Origin of the sequence: Kribbella sp. NPDC049584 (assembly GCF_040675555.1) — a bacterium.
Classification (GTDB): Bacteria; Actinomycetota; Actinomycetes; order Propionibacteriales; family Kribbellaceae; genus Kribbella.
In genome coordinates, this window is the sequence record NZ_JBFAPF010000011.1 from 20,130 (window position 1) to 41,569 (window position 21,440).

At 68.3% G+C, this 21,440-nt stretch carries 21 protein-coding genes; 14 read left to right on the forward strand and 7 right to left on the reverse strand.

Annotation, left to right across the window (positions count from 1 at the left end; all coding sequences use genetic code 11):
* Positions 1 to 421: 421 nt before the first annotated feature.
* Complete coding sequence (locus AB0J62_RS31025) at positions 422 to 1,384, reverse strand: 2-hydroxyacid dehydrogenase (protein WP_363878450.1); 963 nt, start codon at positions 1,382 to 1,384, stop codon at positions 422 to 424.
* Positions 1,385 to 1,474: 90 nt separating this feature from the next.
* Here AB0J62_RS31025 and AB0J62_RS31030 point away from each other — a divergent pair, with 90 nt between their 5' ends.
* Positions 1,475 to 2,479, forward strand: a complete 1,005-nt coding sequence (locus AB0J62_RS31030) for a magnesium and cobalt transport protein CorA (protein ID WP_363878452.1) — start codon at positions 1,475 to 1,477, stop codon at positions 2,477 to 2,479.
* 96 nt (positions 2,480 to 2,575) lie between these two features.
* Here the strand turns inward: AB0J62_RS31030 and AB0J62_RS31035 are convergent, their stop codons facing one another.
* Entirely contained in the window at positions 2,576 to 3,892 is a 1,317-nt protein-coding gene (locus AB0J62_RS31035) for a Gfo/Idh/MocA family oxidoreductase (RefSeq protein WP_363878454.1), read from the reverse strand.
* A 79-nt stretch (positions 3,893 to 3,971) separates the two neighbouring features.
* Here AB0J62_RS31035 and AB0J62_RS31040 point away from each other — a divergent pair, with 79 nt between their 5' ends.
* Positions 3,972 to 4,937: a LacI family DNA-binding transcriptional regulator gene (locus AB0J62_RS31040; RefSeq protein ID WP_363878456.1), complete on the forward strand. Its 966-nt coding sequence runs from the start codon at positions 3,972 to 3,974 to the stop codon at positions 4,935 to 4,937.
* On the opposite strand, the gene AB0J62_RS31045 is transcribed toward AB0J62_RS31040, so the two are convergent.
* Entirely contained in the window at positions 4,934 to 5,422 is a 489-nt protein-coding gene (locus AB0J62_RS31045) for an Lrp/AsnC family transcriptional regulator (protein ID WP_363878458.1), read from the reverse strand. The two genes, AB0J62_RS31040 and AB0J62_RS31045, sit on opposite strands and share 4 nt — an antisense overlap.
* 120 nt (positions 5,423 to 5,542) lie before the next feature.
* Between AB0J62_RS31045 and AB0J62_RS31050 the strand changes: the two genes are divergently transcribed.
* From AB0J62_RS31050 to AB0J62_RS31060, 3 genes are read left to right on the forward strand one after another with little or no spacing between them, the layout of a single operon-like run.
* Positions 5,543 to 6,631 carry a thiamine pyrophosphate-dependent dehydrogenase E1 component subunit alpha gene (locus tag AB0J62_RS31050; RefSeq protein WP_363878460.1) on the forward strand — a complete coding sequence of 363 codons (1,089 nt, stop codon included), beginning with the start codon at positions 5,543 to 5,545 and terminating at the stop codon, positions 6,629 to 6,631.
* 4 nt (positions 6,632 to 6,635) lie between these two features.
* The gene (locus AB0J62_RS31055) at positions 6,636 to 7,622 is read left to right on the forward strand and encodes an alpha-ketoacid dehydrogenase subunit beta (protein ID WP_363878462.1); all 987 of its coding nucleotides are present in this window, start codon (positions 6,636 to 6,638) and stop codon (positions 7,620 to 7,622) included.
* Positions 7,619 to 8,917, forward strand: a complete 1,299-nt coding sequence (locus tag AB0J62_RS31060) for a dihydrolipoamide acetyltransferase family protein (RefSeq protein ID WP_363878464.1) — start codon at positions 7,619 to 7,621, stop codon at positions 8,915 to 8,917. Before AB0J62_RS31055 ends, AB0J62_RS31060 begins: the two co-directional genes overlap by 4 nt.
* Here AB0J62_RS31060 and AB0J62_RS31065 read toward each other — a convergent pair.
* Entirely contained in the window at positions 8,914 to 9,621 is a 708-nt protein-coding gene (locus tag AB0J62_RS31065; protein ID WP_363878466.1) for a TetR/AcrR family transcriptional regulator C-terminal domain-containing protein, read from the reverse strand. The genes AB0J62_RS31060 and AB0J62_RS31065 overlap by 4 nt on opposite strands.
* 64 nt (positions 9,622 to 9,685) lie before the next feature.
* Between AB0J62_RS31065 and AB0J62_RS31070 the strand changes: the two genes are divergently transcribed.
* A complete protein-coding gene (locus AB0J62_RS31070) occupies positions 9,686 to 10,786 on the forward strand; it encodes a hypothetical protein (RefSeq protein WP_363878469.1) in 1,101 nt (366 codons plus the stop codon).
* Here the strand turns inward: AB0J62_RS31070 and AB0J62_RS31075 are convergent.
* On the reverse strand, positions 10,682 to 11,911 hold the full coding sequence (locus tag AB0J62_RS31075; RefSeq protein WP_363878471.1) for an MFS transporter: 1,230 nt from the start codon (positions 11,909 to 11,911) through the stop codon (positions 10,682 to 10,684). The genes AB0J62_RS31070 and AB0J62_RS31075 overlap by 105 nt on opposite strands.
* Positions 11,912 to 12,034: 123 nt before the next feature.
* Here AB0J62_RS31075 and AB0J62_RS31080 point away from each other — a divergent pair, with 123 nt between their 5' ends.
* On the forward strand, positions 12,035 to 12,484 hold the full coding sequence (locus AB0J62_RS31080) for a MarR family transcriptional regulator (RefSeq protein ID WP_134110128.1): 450 nt from the start codon (positions 12,035 to 12,037) through the stop codon (positions 12,482 to 12,484).
* A gap of 1 nt (position 12,485) precedes the next feature.
* On the forward strand, positions 12,486 to 12,674 hold the full coding sequence (locus tag AB0J62_RS31085; protein ID WP_134110125.1) for a DUF3099 domain-containing protein: 189 nt from the start codon (positions 12,486 to 12,488) through the stop codon (positions 12,672 to 12,674).
* Here AB0J62_RS31085 and AB0J62_RS31090 read toward each other — a convergent pair.
* A complete protein-coding gene (locus AB0J62_RS31090) occupies positions 12,640 to 13,596 on the reverse strand; it encodes a cation diffusion facilitator family transporter (protein WP_363878474.1) in 957 nt (318 codons plus the stop codon). The two genes, AB0J62_RS31085 and AB0J62_RS31090, sit on opposite strands and share 35 nt — an antisense overlap.
* The gene (locus AB0J62_RS31095) at positions 13,596 to 14,489 is read right to left on the reverse strand and encodes a LysR family transcriptional regulator (protein ID WP_363878477.1); all 894 of its coding nucleotides are present in this window, start codon (positions 14,487 to 14,489) and stop codon (positions 13,596 to 13,598) included. The genes AB0J62_RS31090 and AB0J62_RS31095 overlap by 1 nt, the downstream gene beginning before the upstream one ends.
* Positions 14,490 to 14,560: 71 nt before the next feature.
* On the opposite strand from AB0J62_RS31095, the gene AB0J62_RS31100 reads away from it, so the two are divergent.
* The 6 genes from AB0J62_RS31100 (at position 14,561) to AB0J62_RS31125 (ending at position 21,279) form a co-directional block, all read left to right on the forward strand.
* Positions 14,561 to 15,613: an SDR family oxidoreductase gene (locus AB0J62_RS31100; protein ID WP_363878479.1), complete on the forward strand. Its 1,053-nt coding sequence runs from the start codon at positions 14,561 to 14,563 to the stop codon at positions 15,611 to 15,613.
* 151 nt (positions 15,614 to 15,764) lie between these two features.
* On the forward strand, positions 15,765 to 16,349 hold the full coding sequence (locus AB0J62_RS31105) for an XRE family transcriptional regulator (protein ID WP_363879235.1): 585 nt from the start codon (positions 15,765 to 15,767) through the stop codon (positions 16,347 to 16,349).
* 109 nt (positions 16,350 to 16,458) lie between these two features.
* Positions 16,459 to 17,619 carry an FAD-binding oxidoreductase gene (locus tag AB0J62_RS31110; RefSeq protein ID WP_363878481.1) on the forward strand — a complete coding sequence of 387 codons (1,161 nt, stop codon included), beginning with the start codon at positions 16,459 to 16,461 and terminating at the stop codon, positions 17,617 to 17,619.
* Positions 17,616 to 19,382 carry an FAD-dependent oxidoreductase gene (locus AB0J62_RS31115; RefSeq protein ID WP_363878484.1) on the forward strand — a complete coding sequence of 589 codons (1,767 nt, stop codon included), beginning with the start codon at positions 17,616 to 17,618 and terminating at the stop codon, positions 19,380 to 19,382. The genes AB0J62_RS31110 and AB0J62_RS31115 overlap by 4 nt, the downstream gene beginning before the upstream one ends.
* A complete protein-coding gene (locus tag AB0J62_RS31120) occupies positions 19,379 to 20,281 on the forward strand; it encodes a dihydrodipicolinate synthase family protein (protein ID WP_363878485.1) in 903 nt (300 codons plus the stop codon). The genes AB0J62_RS31115 and AB0J62_RS31120 overlap by 4 nt, the downstream gene beginning before the upstream one ends.
* Positions 20,278 to 21,279 carry a proline racemase family protein gene (locus AB0J62_RS31125; RefSeq protein WP_363878487.1) on the forward strand — a complete coding sequence of 334 codons (1,002 nt, stop codon included), beginning with the start codon at positions 20,278 to 20,280 and terminating at the stop codon, positions 21,277 to 21,279. Before AB0J62_RS31120 ends, AB0J62_RS31125 begins: the two co-directional genes overlap by 4 nt.
* Positions 21,280 to 21,440: the final 161 nt, after the last annotated feature.

Genomic DNA, 21,440 nt, shown 5'->3' on the forward strand with positions numbered 1-21,440 from the left:
CCCGGCAGCGTCCGTGCAAGCAGCGTCCGTTCCGGCAGCGTCCGTGCAAGCAGCGTCCGTTCCGGCAGCGTCCGTGCAAGCAGCGTCCGTTCCGGCAGCGTCCGTGCAAGCAGCGTCCGTTCCGGCAGCGTCCGTGCAAGCACCGTCCGCGGAACCAGGCTGCCTTGGCCCGGAACGCCGACATACGCAGTCGCCGCGCGATGAGCGCGCACGCGCGGGCGGTAGCCCACAACGTCCGGCGGTAGCCGGAAGGGATGCACCGGCGATGAGCCGGGGGGGTGGGTGGGGTGCGGGCGGCGCCCGCGGGAGGAGCGGAGCGACATAGCGGCTGCGTAGCACGCGGGGTTGACCGTAGTACGTCCGCGCGCTGGGTTGAGCGCAGTACGTCGGGGCGGGGGATTGGCCGTCGTGCGGCGGCGGGCTACTTCAGGAGGTCGGTGGATTCGGGGACGGGGGTGAGGGGGGTGCCATGCGTTAGCCAGTGGTGGATGTTGTCGACTACCAGGTTGGCCATGGCGGTGCGGGTGGGGATGGTGGCGGAGCCTACGTGGGGGAGGAGGACGGCGTTGGGGAGGGTGAGGAGGTCGGGGTGGACCTTGGGTTCGTGTTCGAAGACGTCCAGGCCGGCGGAGAGGATGGTGTTGGTGCGGAGGGCGTCCACCAGCGCCTGTTCGTCGACGACCGTGCCGCGGGCCACGTTGATGAGGATGCCGTCTGGGCCTAGTGCTTTGAGGACCGAGGCGTCGACCAGGTGGCGGGTGTTGTCGCCGCCGGGGATGACGATCATCAGGATGTCTACGTCGGCGGCCATCTCGACCAGCGACGAGTAGTACTGGTAGGAGACGTCCTTCGGGTGGCGGTTGTGGTAGGCAACGGTGACGCCGAAGGGCTGGACGCGGTCGGCGATGGCTTGGCCGATGCGGCCGAGGCCGAGGATGCCCATCCGGCGGCCGTGCAACGTTGCGGGGGTCAACGGGTACGGGCGGCCCTCGGCCCACTTGCCTTCGCGGAGGTACTGCTCGGCTCGTCCCAGTTCGCGCACCGTCATCAGCAGCAGGCCGAGTGCCGTGTCGGCGACCTCGTCGTCCAGGACCCCAGGCGTGTTCGTGACCACGACGCCACGCGCGGCGGCAGCGGCCGCGTCGATGCGGTCGTACCCGACACCGAAGCTCGCGACCAGGCGTACGGCGGGGAGCCGGTCGAGGAACGGTCCGTCGATCGCCGTACCACCGGTGGCGACGGCAACGATCTCGTCCCGGCGGGCCGCGAGTACGGCGTCCGGGTCGCTCTCCTCCCAGAGCCGGATCAGCTCGCAGTGGTCGGCGAGGCCCTCAGCGACGGCCGGGTGCATCGGGCCGGGCATCAGTACGACTGGCAGTCCCACGGCATCTCCTCACGGATGTTCACCACTGCTTTCCCGGCCAACCCTATTTCCTATCGGCCGTCCGTACGACGATCGGGGGAGGAGGTCACCATGATCATCGACTGCGCTTACTACCGGGACGGACGCCGCCAGCACGTCGAGGCGATGTCGGTCGAGGATGCCGCTGCCCACTGTCAGCAGGGTGGGTTCGTCTGGTTGGGCATGTTCGAGCCCACGGCCGAGGAACTTGCCCAGGCGAGAGAGAGCTTCGGCCTGCACGAGCTGGCCGTCGAGGACGCGCAGACGTTCCATCTCCGACCCAAGGTCGAGCCGTACGCCGGTGAGGTCGAGCTCGTCATCCTTCGGACCGGCCGGTACGACGACGAGCGCGAGGAGGTGGACTTCGGCGAGGTGAGCGTCTTCGTCGGGCCGTCGTTCGTGATCACCGTCCGTCAAGGTGTCGCCAGCGACCTGCATGGCGCCCGGATCCGGCTCGAGCAACGGCCCGAGCTGCTCGAGTGTGGAACGAGCTCGGTGCTGTGGGCGATTCTGGACCAAGTCGTCGACAGCTACGGACCGGTCGTCGCCGAGCTCGAACGCGACATCGAGCGGGTCGAGCAGACGGTGTTCGCCGGCGCCGTCGCGCCGACCGAGCAGATCTACTTCCTCCGTCGCGAAGTCACTGACTTCTACCGCGCGGTCCACCCGCTGCTCGCGGTACTCGCGACGATCGAGCGCGGCGCCCGCGACACCGCCCTGCTGCCGTACTTCCGCGACGTGCACGACCACCTCGTACTGGTGAACGAGGAGGTCGCTGCCCAACGTGACCTGCTCGCCACGGTCCTGGAGGCGAACATGGCGGTGATCGGCGTCGAGCAGACCAAGGTCAGCGTCCGGCAGAACGCGTCCATGGAACAGCTCACCAAGCTGGCCACGGTCTTCCTGCCGCTGACCTTCCTGACCGGCTTCTTCGGAAAGAACTTCGGCTGGCTGATCGACCACATCAACGCCGAGTGGGACTTCCTGGTGCTGGGCATCGGCGGACTCGTCGTGCCGTGCATCGCCCTCGCGCTCTGGTTCCGCCGCCAACGAACAGCCCGCCGCCAAGCCGCCTGACCCCGGTCAGCGGGCCAACTTAGACATCGGAGGTGGAACCATCGTCATCCGAGGAAACTCCGGCTCCGGCAAGAGCAGATCCTTCGGGAGACGGGGCTAGGTCGACCAGCCGCCTAGGTTCAGGTCGGTGATTGTGACCGGCTGACCGGTCGCCAGGGATTGGTTCGCAGCGATGCCTACGGCAACGGCTCGTACGCCGTCGTTGACGTCCGCGGCACGAGCCAGCGGGTCGTTGGTCGGCCCCACGAAGAGGTCCGTGTACAGGAGACGATCGCCGCCGCCATGCCCGCCTTCGCCCCGGGGAATCTCGACCTCGACCGCAGTGGCCCAGTGCTTCTGCAGAACCAGCCGCTCGCCGTTGGTACGAACGTCGCCGGCGATCACCCGGTCGGACGGGTAGCTCGGGTCGATCTGGTCGTCGACGACCGCGGCACGCTCGACGACTTCAAGCTCGGCGCGCCCGAGAGTGCCGTTGACCGAGACGCGGTACCCCTCCCACGGCGAGTGCGCGTTGAGCGAGTAGCTCAGTCGCGCGCCGTTCGCGTACTCCGCGATCACGGACATGTTGTCCTCGATCGTGATCCCCGGACCGAACACGTCCTGGTCGCGCAGGTACCCGTCGTACTTCTCGCTCTCGTAGTACAGCTGCCGGTTCGTGTCATCGTTGCGCAGGTCAAGCAACCACGGATCATTGGCCGATCCATCGATCGTTCCGCGCGCCGGTCGTTGCCCGAGGCCCCGAGCCGCTGCGTTCTCGTCGCCGTAGAAGAACAGGCCACCGGACGCGAACACCCGTGTCGGCGACGACGCGATCCACCAGTTCACCAGGTCGAAATGGTGGGACGCCTTGTGGACCAGCAAGCCACCCGAGTTCAGCTTCTCGCGGTGCCAGCGGCGGAAGTAGTCCGCGCCGTGCCGGGTGTCGAGCACCCACTGGAACTCGACGCTCGTGACCTTGCCGATCTCGCCGTCCGCGATCACCTGGCGGAGCGCGCTGTTGCGCGGCGAGTAGCGGTAGTTGAACGTCACGACGACGGACTTACCCGACTCGTTCATCGCGTCGACGATCTGCCGCGTCCCGTCGGCGTTGATCGTCAGCGGCTTCTCCACGATCACGTCGGCGCCGGCGCGCAGCAGTTGCGACACGACCGACGCGTGCGTGTAGTCGGGGCTCGTCACCACGACGCGGTCCACGGACTGCTCCTTGACCATCCGCTCCAGGTCGTCGGCGCCGTACTGCGGGAGCTCCGGGCCGCCGAGTTCGGTGACGAGCCGCTGGTGGAACGCGAGCCGGCCCGGGTTCGGGTCGAGCAGGGCGACGAGCTCGGCTTCCTCGGGGTGTGCCTGGAACATCGCGCGGATGTACGACTGCGCCCGCGATCCGGTCCCGGCGACGGCATAGCGTCTGGCCACGGCGGTCTCCTTCTACTCGTGTAGACGACACACGCTAGCAACCGCTTTCCGCGGCGGTCAACCGTCGTACCATCACTGCATGCCGAAGGAACCGGTCACGCGCAACGACGTGGCGGAGTACGCCGGGGTCAGCACGGCCGTGGTCAGCTACGTCGTCAACGAGGGACCTCGCAAGGTCGCTCCCGAGACGCGCGAGCGGGTCCTGGAGGCGATCCGTGCCCTCGGCTACCGCCCGAACGCGACTGCGCGAGCGCTGAGGATGGGTACGACGCGGACGTTCGGCCTCATCACGCCCGACGGCGGGAATCCGCTGTTCGCAGAGCTGGCCAAGGCGATCGACCGGGAGGCGGCGTCGCGCGGGTACGTCGTACTGCAGACGAGCGCCGACGGCGATCCAGCCACCGAACGCGCCAAGATCGCGGAACTCCTCACACGTCAGGTGAGCGGACTGCTGCTGGTGGCGCCGCACGAGGACCCGGACCTGACCGACGCCGAGGTGCCCGCGATCGCAATCAATCGCGTGCTGCCGACGGTCAGCTCGGTCCGCCCCGCGTACCGCGAAGGCGCCCGCCACGGCGTCGAGCACCTGGTGGAACACGGCCACCAGGTAATAGGCCTGGTCATCGGCGGCACCGGCCACCCAGAACGCGAACTCGGCTGGCGGGACGCCCTCGAGGCAGCCGGCCTTTCCGCGGGACCGATCGCTCGAGCGGCGTTCTCTCGCGAGGGCGGTTACACGGCCGGCCGCCAACTCGTGGATGCCGTCCCGCGCCCAACGGCGATCTTCGCCAGCTCAGATCTGCAGGCCATTGGTGTGCTGCGAGTCCTGCACGAGGCCGGTCTTCGCGTCCCCGAGGATGTCGCAGTCGTGGCCTTCGACGGCACTCCTGAGACTGAGTACACCTGGCCCCCGCTCACCGTCGTCCGCCAGCCCCTCGAACACCTCGCCCAAGAAGCAGTACGCCGCTTGATCGAAGGGGAAGGAGCGGTCGAAGCGCTGACCTTTCCAACCGAACTGATCCTGCGCAGGTCGTGCGGCTGTTAGAGGGTTCCTACGTCTTCGAAGATCAGTGCGGTGCGGGTGGCCAGTACTTCGGGGATGGCTTGGAGTTTTTCCAGGACCAGGCGACGTAGGCCTTCGTTGTCGGCGGCTCGGACGAGCAGGATGGCGTCGAAGTCGCCTCCGACGAGAGCCATGTGCTTGATCTCCGGGATGGCCTGGAGTTGCTTCCGGAGCGTTCGCCACGAGCTCTGCCGCAGACTGAGCGTGACGTACGCCGACGTCGCGAGCCCCAGCCGAAGCGGATCCACAGTCACCGTGAAGCCGGTGATCACCCCGGTGTTCGTGAGGCGCTCGACCCGCGCGTACGCGTTCGCCCGGGAGATGTGCACCTCGTCGGCCAGAGCCCGGATCGACAGCCGTCCGTCGCGTCCGAGGGCCTCGATGATCAGCCGATCGATCTCGTCGAGCGCGGGAGCGACGACAATCTGTCCAGGACCGGCCCGGTGGACTATCGCCTCGTCGGACATTGTGCGACCTCCTCGCGCGGCGACCCGGGCCAAACGTCTCTCAATTCTTCCAGCTATAGATCCACTTGGCCAGGAGGCAGGACGATGTGGCTACCGTCCGTCTCCTGCGCTGGAGGGTCCATGACCACCGTCGAGGAGCAATTGCTCCCCTCCGCGGAACCCGTCTGTCTGATCGATCAGAACGGTCTGCCGCACGAACACTCGTCGTACGAGCTGCCCACCAAGGCTGCTCTGCTCGACGGCTACACAGAGTTGATCCGCGGCCGCCGCTTCAACGACCAGGCCAGTGCGCTCGTCCGGCAGGGCCGGCTCGCGGTCTACCCGTCCTCGCACGGCCAGGAGGCCTGTCAGGTCGCGGCGACGATGGTCCTCAAAGAGGGAGACTGGCTGTTCCCGACGTACCGCGACTCGGTCTCGATCGTGAGCCGCGGTGTCGATCCGATCGAGACTCTGACGCTGCTCCGCGGCGACTGGCACTCGGGCTACGACCCGTACGCGCAGAAGGTCGCGCCGCAGTCGACTCCGCTAGCGACCCAGCTGCCACACGCGGTCGGCGTCGCGCACGCGGCGCGCCTGAAGGGCGAGGACACGGTTGTGATGGCGCTCGTCGGCGACGGCGGGACGAGCGAGGGCGACTTCCACGAGGCGCTGAACTTCGCGGCCGTGTTCCACGCGCCGGTCGTGTTCTTCATCCAGAACAACGAGTACGCGATCTCCGTCCCGCTCGTCAAGCAGAGCGCCGCGCCATCCCTTGCCCACAAGGGCATTGGGTACGGCGTACCGGGCGAACGGGCCGACGGCAACGATCTGGCCGGCCTGCTCGCCGTACTCGGAAAGGCTGTGGAGAAGGCCCGCGCAGGGGAAGGCCCGCAGCTGGTCGAGGCGCACACGTACCGCGTGCAGGCACACACCAACGCCGACGACGCGACCCGCTACCGCCAGGACGACGAGGTCACGCCGTGGCTGGACCGGGACCCGATCCAGCGGCTGACGACGTACCTCGAGCAGCAGGACTGGTTGGACGACGACGTACGCCGGCAAGCAGAGGCCAAGGCCGCCGAGGTAGCCACACAGCTGCGCGACGGCCTGATGCCGGAGCCCGAGGTGGACCCGGCGGATCTGTTCAAGTACCTGTACGCCGAGGAGACCCAGCAGTTGCGCGAGCAGGCGGCGTTCCTGCGTGACGAGCTGGCGCGAGAGGAGGCCTGACGCCATGACGCACACCAAGATCTCGATGGCCCAGGCGCTCAACCAGGCGCTGCGGGACGCGATGCACGCGGACGACACGGTTGTGATGTTCGGCGAGGACGTCGGCGCGCTCGGCGGTGTCTTCCGGATCACCGACGGGCTGACCGCGGAGTTCGGCGAGAATCGTTGCTTCGACACCCCGCTGGCCGAGGCCGGCATCGTCGGTATGGCGGTCGGCATGGCGATGAACGGGATGCGCCCGGTCGTCGAGATGCAGTTCGACGCGTTCGGGTACCCGGCGTTCGAGCAGGTCGTCTCGCACGTGGCGAAGATGCGCAACCGCACCCGCGGACGCGTCCAGCTGCCGATGGTCATCCGGATCCCGTACGGCGGTGGCATCGGCGGCGTCGAGCACCACAGCGATTCGTCGGAGAGCTACTTCGCGCACACGCCCGGGCTGACGGTGGTGACGCCGGCAACGGTCGCGGACGCTTACGGGCTGTTGCGCAAGGCAATCGAGTTCCCCGATCCCGTGGTGTTCATGGAGCCGAAGAAGCTCTACTGGGCAAAGGAAGAGGTCGACCTCACCGAGGACCAGCCCGGCATCGGCACGGCCGTCGTACGGCGTGAAGGCGCGGACGCAACGTTGATTGCCTACGGCCCAGCGTTGCCGGTCGCGCTCGAAGCGGCCGAGGTTGCGGCGGCCGAAGGGCGCCAGCTGACGGTGGTGGATCTGCGTTCGGTCGTGCCGTTCGACGACGAGACCGTGTGCGCGGCGGTGCGGCGTACCGGCAGGGCGGTCGTGGTTGCCGAGGCGAGCGGGTTCGCGAGTGTGTCGTCCGAGATCGTTGCCCGGGTCACCGAGAAGTGCTTCCACTCGCTGGCGGCGCCGGTGCGGCGGGTGACCGCGTTCGACATCCCGTTCCCGCCACCGAAGCTGGAGAAGTACCAGCTGCCGAGCGTCGACCGGATCCACGACGCGGTGGACGACCTGCAGTGGGAGGACTCGTGAACACGTTTCTTCTCCCCGACCTCGGTGAAGGGCTGACCGAGGCGGAGATCGTTCGCTGGCTGGTGAAGGTCGGCGACGTGGTCGTCGTCGACACGCCGGTCGCGGAGGTCGAGACCGCGAAGTCGATCGTCGAGCTGCCGTCGCCGTACGCCGGTGTCATCGAGGAGCTCCACGGCGAACCCGGTACGACGATCCCGGTCGGCAAGCCACTGATCACGGTTGGCGATCCGGCGGGAGAGGCATACCGCGAGGAAGAACGTGCCGGCTCGGGGAACGTGCTCGTCGGCTATGGCACGACCGAGATGTCCGGGGCCGGGCGGCGCAGGAAGCCGCGGTCGGCTGCCGCTGCGAGAATCCAGGAGCCCCCGCCGGAGAAGGCACCGAGGCGCGTGCCGCTGGTGGTCTCGCCACTGGTACGACGGTTGGCGCGCGATGCCGAGGTGGACCTGCGCACGCTCGACGGTTCGGGGCCTGACGGCCTGATCGTCCGCCGCGACGTGGAGCTGGCCATCGCACGGCGTACGCAACTGGAGCCGATCCCCACACAGACCGAGCGAGTACCTCAGCCGGCCGCGGCCCAGGTCGCCTCGCGGACGGGGCTCCCGGAGCTGCGCCGTACGCCGATGAGCGGCTTCCGCAAGGCCGTCGTCGCGACGCTGACCCGAAGCCGCGCCGAGATCCCCGAGGCCACCACCTGGGTCGACGTAGACGCGACCGCACTCATGGACCTGCGCGCATCGTTGCGCTCAGCAACAGACCCCGGTCCCGGCCTGCTGGCCCTGATGGCACGCTTCGTCGTCGCCGGCCTGCTCAAATACCCAGAGCTCAACGGGTACGTCGACACCGAGCGCGAGGAGCTCGTCCAGTACGACGGCGTGAACCTCGGCCTCGCCGCGCAGACGGACCGCGGTCTCGTCGTACCGGCCGTCGCCAACGCGCACACCATGACCACCCGCGGGCTGGACGTCGAGATCCGAAGGCTGACCGAATCGGCACGGGACGGCAAGCTGACCCAGCAGGAGCTGACGTCGGGGACGTTCACGCTGAACAACTACGGCAGCTTCGGCGTCGACGGCAGCGCGGCGATCATCAACCATCCACAGGTCGCGATTCTCGGCGTCGGCCGGATCATCGATCGCCCGTGGGTGGTGGACGGTGAGCTCGCCATCCGCAAGCTCACCCAGCTGTCCCTCGTCTTCGACCACCGCGTCTGCGACGGCGGCACCGCAGCCGCCTTCCTCCGCTTCGTCGCCGACGCCTTCGAGAACCCTGCCTCGGTCTTCGCGGACCTCTAGGAGAGTTGACGCGGCCTCAGGCCGATCAGGATGACCCGGAGTCCGGAGGCGAAGCGGGCCTCCGGGCCGGAGCGACTTGTGCGGTTGAGGTAAGCGGCGAGGTGGGTGGCGTCGACGCCCATCCGGCCGGCCGACTCGGTGGCCCAGCTCGAGTCGTCCATGCCGCTGCGGCGTACCACGGAGAGCCAGGCCGAATCGGTGACGGCGGAGCCGACCAGGTAGTGGAAGATCGCCGACACCGCGGAGTCCAGGTGCGTCCCTTTGAAACCGGCCGCGTCCAGGACGGACTCCACCCGATCGATCAGCGCGTTGTAATTCGGCCCGAGCGCGCCGTGGGAGGCGAGCAGCCGCGCCGCCCACGGGTGCGCGCACAGAGCGTCGTACGCCGCCTGGACGACGACCGTGACCTGGTCGCGCCAATCGCCGCGCTCGGGTCGCGGCACGAGCGCGTCCGCGAAGATCTCGTCGACCACGAGCTCGAGCAGGTCGTCCTTGGTCGCGATCCGCCAGTACAGCGCCGACGTCGCGGCCGCGTCCAGCTCCGCCGCCATCATCCGCATCGAGAACTTGTCGAGGCCCTCGCGGTCCAGCACCCGGATCGCGGTCCGGACGATGTCGTCCCGGCTCAGCCGCGCCCGGGTCGGCTCCGGTTCGTCCCGCAGCCACACCGATCCCAGCACCGATCGCCGATCCGCTTCTCGCACTGAAACAGTGTGTCACAACCAAACACACCGTTTCAGACGACCGAGGTCGTGACAGGCTGCGGGGATGAGCTCCACACACTTGGGTGTCTACGGCGACTGGATCGAGCACGCGGGCGCGCCGGCTGTACGCGAGTCCGCGCAGCCGGCCGCGGATCAGGTTCGCGAGATCGTCCGGCGGATGGTGTCGACCGCTGGTGACGACGACGGGCCGTCGGACGTGCGCGTCGAGCGGCGCTGGACCGCGGACGGGTTGGTGGGCGAGGAGATCTCCTACTCCGTCGGCTTCGGTCCGCGGACTCGTGCGCGGGTGCTGAAACCGGCGGACGCCACCGGCCCGCTGCCCGGCGTACTCGCTCTGCACGGTCACGACGGCTTCAAGTACTACGGCCGCGAGAAGATCGCCGACACCGACGAGGAGCCCGCGGCGGAAATGCGTGCGCTGCGAGAGCAGTACTACGAGGGCCGCGCCTACGCCAACGACCTCGCGGCCCAGGGGTACGTCGTACTGGCGCCGGATGCCTTCTGCTGGGGCAGCCGCCGTTTCCCCTTGGCGGAGATGCCGCCGCAGGTCCGGGAGGACGCGGTGGACGGAGATGCCGCCGCGTACAACGCTGCAGCCGGCCGTCACGAGCACCTGGTCGAGAAGTACTGCACTCTGCTCGGTACGACGTTCGCCGCCGTCGTCGCGCGGGAGGACCGGATCGCCCTGGACTACCTGCGCGGCCGCGACGACACTACCGACCGGACCGCCAGCATCGGACTGTCCGGCGGCGGTTGCCGGTCTGCGTTGCTACGGGCAACGAGCAGCGAGCTCACTGCTGCCGTCGTGGTCGGGATGATGGGCACCTACAACTCGTTGCTCGACCAGAACGTCGTGTCGCACACCTGGATGCTGATGCCTCGCATGTTCCCGCCGCAGGTCGACTGGCCGGACGTCGCCGCCTGCCAGGCTCCGGCGCCGCTCCTGGTGCAGTACAACCGGCATGACGAGCTGTTTCCGCTCGGCGGGGAGGAGGCGGCGCATGAGCGCATCTCGGCGCAGTACGCCGCCGCCGGGTCCTCAGCGTCGTACGTCGGTCAGTTCTTCGACGGGCCCCACAAGTTCGACCGGGCGATGCAGGCCGCCGCGTTCACCTGGCTGCGCGACGTCCTTGCGGTCAAGTAGGCCGGACACGAGTGCGACGAGCAGTCCGGAGACTGCGAGGGCGGCGCCGACCCAGTTCGGGGCGGTGTAGCCGAGGCCGTGCTCGATGGTCAGTCCACCGAGGTATGCGCCGGCTGCGTTGCCCAGGTTGAACGCGGCGATGTTGGCTGCGGACGCCAGCGCCGGAGCACCCTTGGCCTTGTCCATCACGCGCTTCTGCAGCGGAGCGACCGTTGCGAAGCCCGCTGCGCCGAAGAGGGCGATCGTCACGGCGGACGGAAGCTTGGCGTGGGCCGTGAATACGAAGGCAACCAGCACAGCGGCTAGTAGCGCCAGGATCAGGTAGAGACTCGGCATCAGCGACCGGTCGGCCGCCTTGCCACCCAGCAGGTTGCCGACGACGAGCCCAGCGCCGAACAGCACGAGCAGCCAGGTCACCGACCCCGCAGAGAAGCCCGCGACGCCGGTCATCATCGGTGCGATGTAGGTGAACGACGCGAACACTCCAGCGAAGCCCAGCGCAGTCATGGCCAGTGCGAGCCACACCTGCACGTTCTTGAACACAGCTAGCTCGGTCCGCAGCCCCGGCCCCTCGGCGGTGCCCTGTCGCGGTACCAAGAACACGATGCCGAGCAGACCGACCACGCCGAGCGCAGTGACGGCCCAGAACGTCGATCGCCAGCCGAAGTGCTGTCCGAGCGCAGTCCCACCCGGTACGCCGAGCACGTTGGCCACTGTGAGTCCGGTGAACATCAGCGCGATCGCACTGGCCTGCTTCGCCTTCGGTACGAGCGATGCGGCGACAACCGATCCGACTCCGAAGAACGCGCCGTGAGACAGCGCCGCAACGACGCGACCGGCCATCAGAACGCCGTACGACGGAGCGAGCGCGGACACCAGGTTGCCCGCGATGAACACGCCCATCAACGCGATCAGCACGGTCTTGCGGGAGACCTTCGAACCGATCGCGGTGAGCAGCGGAGCGCCGACCACGACACCGAGCGCGTAACCGGAGATCAGCAGACCTGCGGACGGGATGCTGACGCCGAAATCGGTCGCGACGTCGGGCAGCAGTCCCATGATGACGAACTCGGTCGTGCCGATCCCGAATGCACCGATTGCCAGGGCCAGGAGGGCAGCAGGCATGACGCGGAATCCCCTCGAATGTAGTCTTATGACTGTTACCGGCGTGCGCGATAGTTGCACACGCGGTCTATTGCATAAGCGTTATGATTGCGCATGCAAGCGTGAAGTTCAAGTGGAGGTGTCGTGGGACTACCGGATGACGCCGCAGAGGCGCGGGCGCAGGGGTGGCGCACCCTGGCGGCGCTGCATGCCCGGATCGAGGACGAGCTCGAGCGCGCGCTGCAGAAGCAGCACGGCCTGTCCGTGAGTGAGTACAGCGTGCTGGACGTGTTGGCGCGGCAGGACGACTACCACCTGCGGATGAACCAGCTGTCCAACGCTGTGGTGCTCAGCCAGTCCGCTACGACCCGTCTGGTGAACCGGCTGGAGGACCGCAAGCTCCTGCAGCGGTATCTGTGCCCGACGGACCGGCGTGGTATCTACACCGAGGTCACCGAGGCCGGCCGCGAGCTGCTCGACAAGGCGCAGCCGACCCACGACGCCGTACTGACGTCTGCCTTGAAGAACGCCTCCGAGCTGCCCGAGCTCTCGCCGCTGGTCGACGCCCTCGGGAAGCTGTCGCTGGCGGTGTGAGATGGCGCGCGGGTGGAACAACCGGAAGGCCTATTACTGGCTGATGGGCAGCTGCCTCGCGCTGATCGGGCTGGCGTGGTTCGTCGTCCGGCTGTTCTCGATCCCGGTCGCGATCGGGATGAGCGCGGTAGCCGCCGTACTGCCGCCGATCGCCGTCATCGTGGCGAACTGGGGTCACGATCAGCGCTGATGATAGGTGCGTCCGCGGGTGTCGGGTCGAGGTAGAGGTGCCGCACCATTGGGAATGCCTCCCGCACCTGTGCGTCGATCTTCTCGGCGAGCTGTTCGACAGCAGCGCCCGTGGTCTCGGAGTCGTCCAGGTCAACTGCCGCGACGACGAGGACCTGGTCCGGCGCGAGCTGGAGAGTGAGCAGATCGAGCACTTCGTCGATGCCCGGCGTATTGGTGATCAGCTGACGCAGTTCGCGTTGGGTGTCGGCCGGTAGCGCGCGCCCGATCAGCATGGTCATGTTGTCCCGGCCGAGCGTGAAGGCGACCACGATCAGCAGCAGGCCGATGGCGATCGACGCGGCGCCGTCCCAGATGTGATGGCCGGTGACGACTGCCAACGTCACACCGACCGCTGCGATGAGCAGTCCGATCAGTGCGGCCGAGTCCTCGAAGGCCACGGTCTTCACGGCCGGCTCGGCACTGCGGAGGTGCGTGAGGATCGGTACGCCGGCTTCGCGCGCCTCCCGCCGGAGCTGGAGCACGGCTCGCAGCCAGGAGCTTCCCTCGAACACGAACGAGATCGCCAGCACCGGATAGATCACGGCCAGCGCGGCGATCGGCGAAGGCGCGAAGATCGAGCGCAGGCCCTCGGTGATCGAAAAGCCGGCGCCGAGGACGAGGATGCCGACCGCGGCGAGCAGCGACCAGAAGTATCGCTCCATGCCGTAGCCGAACGGATGCCGGGCATCGGCCGGCTTGCGGCTGCGGTGCAGCGCTGCCAACAGGAACACCTGGTTGAGTGTGTCCGCGACTGAGTGCGCTGCCTCGGCGAGCAGCGCGGTCGATCCGGACAGCAGCCCGGCGACGATCTTCGCGATTGCGATCGCCAGGTTCGCCGTACCGGCCAGAAGGACTGTTGCGTCGGACTCTTCGTCAGCCATCACCTCCGCGTGCCCGCGGCGTCCTCACCCCAAACGAGGACATCGATGAACGCTGCGGCCAGCGGGTCGGGTTCGCCACGGGTGTACGCCGTGAGCGTGCGCCGGACCGGTGGATCCAGGTGAAGGATGTGGCCACCTCTCGGCAGGTTGCCGTCCAGGATGTTGTCGGGAACCAGAGCCGGTCCGAGACCGGCGGCCGCAAGAGCCGGCGCGGCAGCGGTCTGCTCCGTCCGTACGGCGATCCGCGGCTCGAAGCCCGCCTGTGCGCACGCGTGGTCGAGGACGTCTGCGAGGCCGTGGCCTGGCGCGTAGTGGACCCATGCGCGGTCAGCGAGGTCCTGCAGCTTGATGGTGTCCCCGGTGGCGGCGGGATCGTCGGAAGCAACCACGACGACGAGTTCCTCGGTGCCGAGCGTGCGGGTGACGCCAGCCCAGGTGGTCGGCTCAGGCCCGACAGCGAGGTCGGCTTCGCCGGCGTTCATGGCCTCGACCAGCTCCTCGGTATGCCGGTGCTCGAAGAGCCGGATGCCAACGTCCGGATGCGTCTGTCGCCACCGGCGCAGTGCGGCCGGGAGGACGCCGAGGGTGATGGAGTAGAGCGTGGCGATCTGCAGTTCGCCGACCTCGAGCCCCGCGGCCTGACGGGCGGCGCAACGAGCGCGCTCGGCATCGGCGAGGGCAGCGCGCGCGTGCGGGAGCATCGCGCGGCCGGTCGGGGTGAGGCGGACTGTGCGGGGAAGTCGCTCGAGCAGTGGTCCGCCGGCTGAGCGTTCGAGCGTGCGGATCTGATGCGAGAGCGCCGGCTGGGTGACGTGCAGGAGTTCGGCGGCCTTCGTGAAGGAGGTTTCATCGACGACCGTGACGAAGTACTCGAGCTGTCTCAGCGTTGCCATGATCTGAGCTTATGGCTTCGGTGAAAACTATGCCTTAGCTTTATTCGTGCAGGTCAGCAAGGCTGTTGGACATGGAGAACGTCGCGTTGGTCGTGGGTGCCCGGGGTGTCATCGGGACGAATCTGGTCGAACATCTGGCATCGCTGCCGGACTGGCGGGTGATCGGCCTGTCCCGTCGCGGCGGTGTCGACGTACCCGGTCGCGTCCGTCATGTTGCTGTCGACCTGCTTGATCCGGACGACACGCGGACCCGACTCTCGGGACTGTCCGACGTGACGCACGTGTTCTACGTCGCCTACCAGGACCGGCCGACCTGGGCCGAACTCGTGGCGCCGAATCTCGCGATGCTGGTGAACGTCGTGGACGCGATCGAGCCGGTGGCGCGCGGGCTGCGGCACGTCAGCCTGATGCAGGGTTACAAGGTGTATGGCGCCCATCTCGGGCCGTTCAAGACGCCGGCCCGGGAGGACGATCCGCCGCATCTGCCGCCGGAGTTCAACGTCGACCAGCAACGGTTCCTGGAGGAGCGGCAGCAGGGCAAGGCGTGGACCTGGTCGGCGCTGCGGCCGTCCGTCGTCGGTGGCGCGGCGCTGGGGAATCCGATGAACCTCGCGGTCGCGATCGCTGTGTACGCGTCGATCTCCAAGGAACTCGGCGTACCGCTGCGATTCCCGGGCAAGCCTGGTGCGTACGACGCCCTGCTCGAGATGACCGATGCAGGTTTGTTGGCGAAGGCAACGGTCTGGGCGGCGACCGCGCCGGCCGCGGCGAACCAGGCGTTCAACATCACGAACGGCGACCTGTTCCGGTGGAGCGAGTTGTGGCCCCGGCTGGCGGCCTGGTTCGGACTCGAAGCGGCGCCGCCGCTGCAGATGTCGTTGCAGGACGTGATGGCTGACAAGGAGCCGCTCTGGAAGGAGATGCAGGTCGGCTACGGGCTGACAATGACGTCCTTCGCCGACGTGTCGTCGTGGCCGTTCGCGGACTTCGTCTTCGGCTGTGACTACGACTTCTTCGCCGACTCGTCGAAGTCGCGGCGAGCCGGCTTCCACGAGTACGTCGAGACCGAACAGATGTTCTACGACATCTTCGCCGAGCTGCGGCAACGCCGCGTCATTCCGTGACGTAGTGGTCTCGGGGCCTCCCGTCCTGGACTGAGGAGCGCAGGGAGCGAAGCGACCGGAGCGACGAGGGAAGGACGGGAGCCAAGGCCCCGCGACCCGCCGTGCCGGAGGCGCGGCCGTTCAATATGGCATGCTCCGGGCTGTGACGGCGATGGGTGCGGGAAAGCTGCTCGGGACCAACCTGCGGGCGCGGCGGGACGAGCAGGGCATCTCCTTGTCCGAACTGGCCCGGCGGTCCGGGATCGCGAAGGGCACGCTGTCGCAGCTCGAGTCCGGTGCGGGTAACCCGACGATCGAGACAGTGTTCAGTTTGTCGAACGCTCTCGGAGTGCCGGTATCCGCTCTGCTGGCCGAGTCGCCGGCGTCTGACCTGGTCCTCGTGCGGTCCGCGGATGTCGACGTACTGTCCGGTGAGGCGATCGATCTGCGGATGCTGCGGCGGCTCGAGCATCCGGGTGGGCTGTTCGAGATCTACAACCAGGAGATCCGGCCGCATGCGGTCCAGCACTCCGACGGGCATCCGGGAACTGAGCACCACATCGTCCTGACCGGTCGGCTGCGCGTCAGTACACATGGGCAGGCCGAGGAACTGGGGCCTGGCGACTACCTGGCTTTCCGGGCCGCCGGACCGCACGGCTACGAGGCTGTCGACGGACCGGTCCGGTCGGTGCTGCTGCTCGAATATCCGCCCGACGTGTACCCGACGGCGACCGGTGGACCGCATTTGCCGGGATAGTTCCGGGAGAAGTCCAGGAGAGGTCCGGTTGAGTGCATTGACCGGTCATCGGCACCGCGCGTACTCTCGATATCGTTCATTTTAGCGAACGTCTTCGAGGAGAGCCGTCATGCACCGGTCCGCGACACCCGATGTGGTGGTGGTCGGCGCGGGCATGGTCGGGGCGGCCTGCGCGGAGGCCTTGTCGGCGGCCGGCGTGCGGGTGCTGGTCATCGACCGCGACGGGCCGGCCGCTGGGACGACGGCGTCCGGCGAGGGCAATGTGCTGGTGTCGGACAAGGAGCCGGGGCCTGAGCTCGATCTGGCAGTCGCGTCGCGCGCGGAGTGGGACGTCGTGCGCGGGCGCCTGCCCGAGCAGTTCGCCGACATCGAGTGGGAAGCCAAGGGCGGCGTGGTGGTGGCGACGGGTGATCCCGAGCCCTTGACCGCCTTCGCGGCGAAGCAGCAGGAGGCCGGGGTCGCGGCGCAGGTGATCAAGCCGGCTGAGGTGTTCGACCTCGAGCCACTGATCACGCCCCGAGTGACGATCGGGGTGCACTACCCCGACGATGCTCAGGTGCAGCCGGTGCTGGCTGCGACGGCTCTGCTGGCGGCCGTCCGCGAGCGCGGTGGCGAGGTGAGATCGGGGGTCACCGCGCTCGGGGTGCGGCAGTCGCGCGGACGCGTGGTCGGCGTGGATACCTCCGCCGGCGACATCGCTTGTGGAGCAGTGCTCAACGCGTGCGGACCGTGGGCCGGAGCCTTCGGCGCCGCGGCGGGTGCGCCGATCGAGGTGCTGCCGCGGCGCGGAATGATCCTGGTGACCGCACCGTTGCCGGAGTCCGTGCGCCACAAGGTGTACGACGCGGACTACGTCGGCGCGGTCGGGAGCGGCGATGCCGAGTTGCAGACCTCCACGGTGGTGGAGTCGACGCGCGCCGGGACGGTCCTGATCGGGTCGAGCCGGGAGCGGATCGGGTTCGACGAGGCGGTCCGGGTGCGGGTGCTGCGGGAGCTTGCGCGGAAGGCGGTCGGGCTGTTCCCGTTCCTCGGCGATGTGCCGGTGATGCGCACGTACGGCGGGTTCCGTCCCTACGCACCGGATCACCTGCCGGTCATCGGTGCGGATCCGCGAGTGCTCGGGCTGTGGCACGCGACCGGGCATGAGGGCGCCGGGATCGGCCTTGCACCTTCGACGGGGCGACTGATCACCGAGTTGTTCCTCGGCCTCACGCCACACGTCGACCCATCTCCGTTCCGCGTCGACAGGCCGGCGGTGATCGCATCATGAGCGCCTATCTTCGACCCCGCTCCGGCGATCCGGCCGAGGTCGGTGCGCCGCCGGCCGTGGACGTCACGGTCGACGGCCATCCGGTCACGGCTCATGCCGGTCAGACAGTGGCCGCCGTACTGCTTGCGAACGGTCGCGACACGTGGCGGACGACTCGTGTCCACAACCGTCCTCGCGGGACCTTCTGCGGGATCGGAGCGTGTCAGGACTGTCTGGTGACCGTCAACGGTCTTGCCGACGTGCGCGCGTGTCAGCGGACCATCGCGACCGGCGACGCGATCACGACGCAGACCGGCGCGGTCCTGCCTGCCACCTCGGCGCCCGAGACCGTCGTACGGTCTCCGATGTCGGCCAAGGTTGTCGTCGTGGGTGCTGGTCCGGCGGGTGTCGCGGCCGCGCTTGCTGCTGCGGAGGCCGGCGCTGAGGTGCTGCTGGTCGACAACGGCCGGGCGATCGGCGGGCAGTACAACCGGCAGCTTCCCGAGGAGTTCGCCGCGCATCGGCCGGATCGGCTTCAGCATGAGTGGAAGACGTTCGCGGCTCAGCGGGAGATGCTCAGCAGTCATCCGCGGATCACTCACCTCCCGGAGACCTCGATCTGGGCGATCGAAGACCGTCGTCTCTGGGCGCAGCAAGGCCCGGCAGACGCGGCTGGTCGGCAGCCGTTCCCGATCGATGCGAACGCCGTGGTGCTGGCGACCGGCGCCTATGACCGTGTGCTTCCCTTTCCTGGTTGGGATCTGCCCGGGGTGTACACGGCAGGCGCCGCGCAGGCGCTGGCCAAGGGGCAACGCATCGCGGTCGGGCAACGCGTCCTGGTTGCAGGCACCGGCCCGTTCCTGCTGCCGGTGGCCGAGTCGCTGCTCGGTGTGGGCGCGGACGTCGTTGCGTTGCTCGAAGCCAACTCGCTGAAGACGGTGCGTCAGGGCTGGGCGACTGACCCATTGGTTGCCCCAGGCAAGCTTAAAGAGGTGCTCGGGTACGGCGCTTTGCTCGCTCGGCATCGCGTGCCGCTTCGGCATGGTTGGACGGTGATTGCCGCGCACGGCACGTGTCACGTCGAGGCCGTGACCATCGCGCGCCTCGACTCGACGTGGCGGCCCATCCCCGGTAGTGAACGGCGGGTGGAGGTTGACGCGGTGTGCGTGGGCTTCGGCTTCACCGCCAACCTGGAGCTGGCGGTCTCGGCTGGCTGCAACATCACCACTGGTCCCGATGGCGGGCCGGCGGTTGCCGTCGACGCCAACCAGCAGACCACCACGTCCGGTGTCTACGCCGCAGGCGAGCTCACCGGAATCGGTGGCGCCGCCCTCTCCACGGCAGAAGGCACCCTCGCCGGTGCGGCAGCAGCCCAGCACGCCCTCGCGCGAGATCCCGATACAGCGGGCTCGTCTTCCTTGGATTCGGCGGCTGTGGTTCGGGGGCGGCGGTTCGCGGTGGCGTTGGCGAAGGCTTATCCGGTCCGGGACGGATGGAAGAGCTGGAGCAACGCGGAAACCATCGTCTGCCGCTGCGAGGAAGTCACGCGGGGAGAGCTCGAAACCGTCGCCGAGGAGCGCGGTCTCGACGACGGCCGGGCAATGAAGCTCAGCAGTCGCGCGGGGCTGGGGATGTGCCAGGGACGGGTGTGTTCGCGCACCGTCGCCGCTTTGCTCGCAGCGCCGGGCGACGTACCGAAACCAAGCATGAAACGACCGATCGCCGTACCAGTGCGGCTGCGCGATCTGGCCCAAGCCGTGGCCGTGACGAAGGAGAAGCTATGAGCGAGAAGTTGGACGGCGTGATCGTTGCGACCGCGCTGCCGTATGCCGAGGACGCGTCAGCGCCGGCGGGGTTGCGGCCGGACCTGGACAAGTACGCCGAACACTGCCGCTGGCTGGTGGACAACGGCTGCCGCGGCGTCGGTCCGAACGGGTCGCTCGGCGAGTACTCGTCGCTGACCGACGACGAGCGGCGGGCCGTGGCGAGGACCGCGATCGAGGCGGTCGGTGACGACGGCGTCGTGGTCGTCGGCGTCCACGGCGTCGGTTCCCACCAGGCGCGTGCGTGGGCGGAGAAGGCGGCCGAGGACGGAGCGGACGGCGTACTGTGCCTCCCGCCGACGATGTACCGGGCGAACCGTGGCGAGGTGATCAACCACTTCACCGAGGTCGCGAAGGCCGGGCTGCCGGTGATGGTCTACAACAACCCGATCGACACCAAGGTCGACCTGACCCCGGACCTGCTCGCCGAGATCGCCGGCATCGAGAACGTCGTCGCGGTCAAGGAGTTCTCCGGTGACGTCCGCCGGATCCTGGAGATCCGCGAGCTCGCGCCGGACCTGGCCGTGATCGCGGGCGCCGACGACCTCACGCTCGAGGCGCTGCTGATGGGCGCAACCGGCTGGTTCGCCGGCTTCCCGAACGTGTTCCCCGAGGAATCGGTCCGTTTGTACGACCTGGCTGTGGAGGGCAAGCTGGAAGAGGCCCGCGCGCTGTACGAGCCGCTCGTCGCCGCGTTCCGCTGGGATTCACGCACCGAGTTCGTCCAGGCGATCAAGTACGGCATGGACTACGTCGGTCGGTACGGCGGACCGTGCCGCCCGCCGCGCGGACCGCTCGTCCCCGAGCACGTCGCCCAACTGGAGCAGGACATGAAGAAAGCCGTGGAGTCTCTGCGATGAGGTCCGTCCGGACGATCTCCGCAATCGACTCGCACACCGAGGGCATGCCGACCCGCGTCGTCACCGGCGGGGTCGGCGTCGTCCCGGGTGCGACGATGGCCGAGAAGCGCGAGTACTTCATCAAGCACCTGGACGACCTGCGGTTGTTCCTGGTGAACGAGCCGCGTGGTCACGCCGCGATGAGCGGGGCGATCCTGCAGCCGCCGACCCGCTCCGACGCGGACTGGGGCGTGCTGTACATCGAGGTCTCCGGTCTGCTGCCGATGTGCGGTCACGGCACGATCGGTGTCGCGACCGTGCTGGTCGAGTCCGGCATGGTCGAGGTGACCGAGCCGGTCACGCAGGTCCGCCTGGACACGCCCGCGGGGCTTGTCGTCGTAGATGTTGCTGTGAGCAACGGTCGGGCGGAGCACGTGACGTTGCGGAACGTCCCGTCGTACTCGCATGCCTTGGATGCTTCGGTCGACGTGCCCGGACTGGGGAAGGTCACGTACGACCTGGCGTACGGCGGGAACTTCTACGCGATCCTGCCGCTGGAGCAGCTCGGGATCCCGTTCGACCGCGCCGAGAAGGACCGCATCCTGCAGGCCGGCCTGGACATCATGGACGCGATCAACGCCACCGACCGCCCGGTCCATCCGCTCGACCCGGGCATCAACGGCTGCAAGCACGTCCAGTTCACCGCGCCTGGTGAAAACGGCGCCGACTCCCGCAACGCGATGGCGATCCATCCCGGCTGGTTCGACCGCTCACCCTGTGGCACCGGTACGTCGGCCCGCATGGCCCAGCTCCACGCCCGCGGCGAGCTCCCGCTGAACACCGACTTCGTCAACGAGTCCTTCATCGGCACCCGCTTCACCGGCCGCCTGCTCGAGGAAACAACCGTCGGCCCGCACCCCGCCGTAGTCCCCACCGTCACCGGCCGAGCCTGGATCACCGGCACCGCCAACTACCTCCTAGACCCCGACGACCCCTTCCCAACCGGCTTCGTCCTGTAAACCGCCGACCAGCTGGTGCTCTAGCCCAACGGCTAGCTCGTGCTCTAGACCGACGGCCAGTTCGTGAGCTGGCCGTGGGTGAGTTGGTGTTGTTGGCCGAGGGCTTGTTCGTGAGCTGGCCGTGGGTGAGTTCGTGCTGTTGACCGAGGGCTTATTCGTGA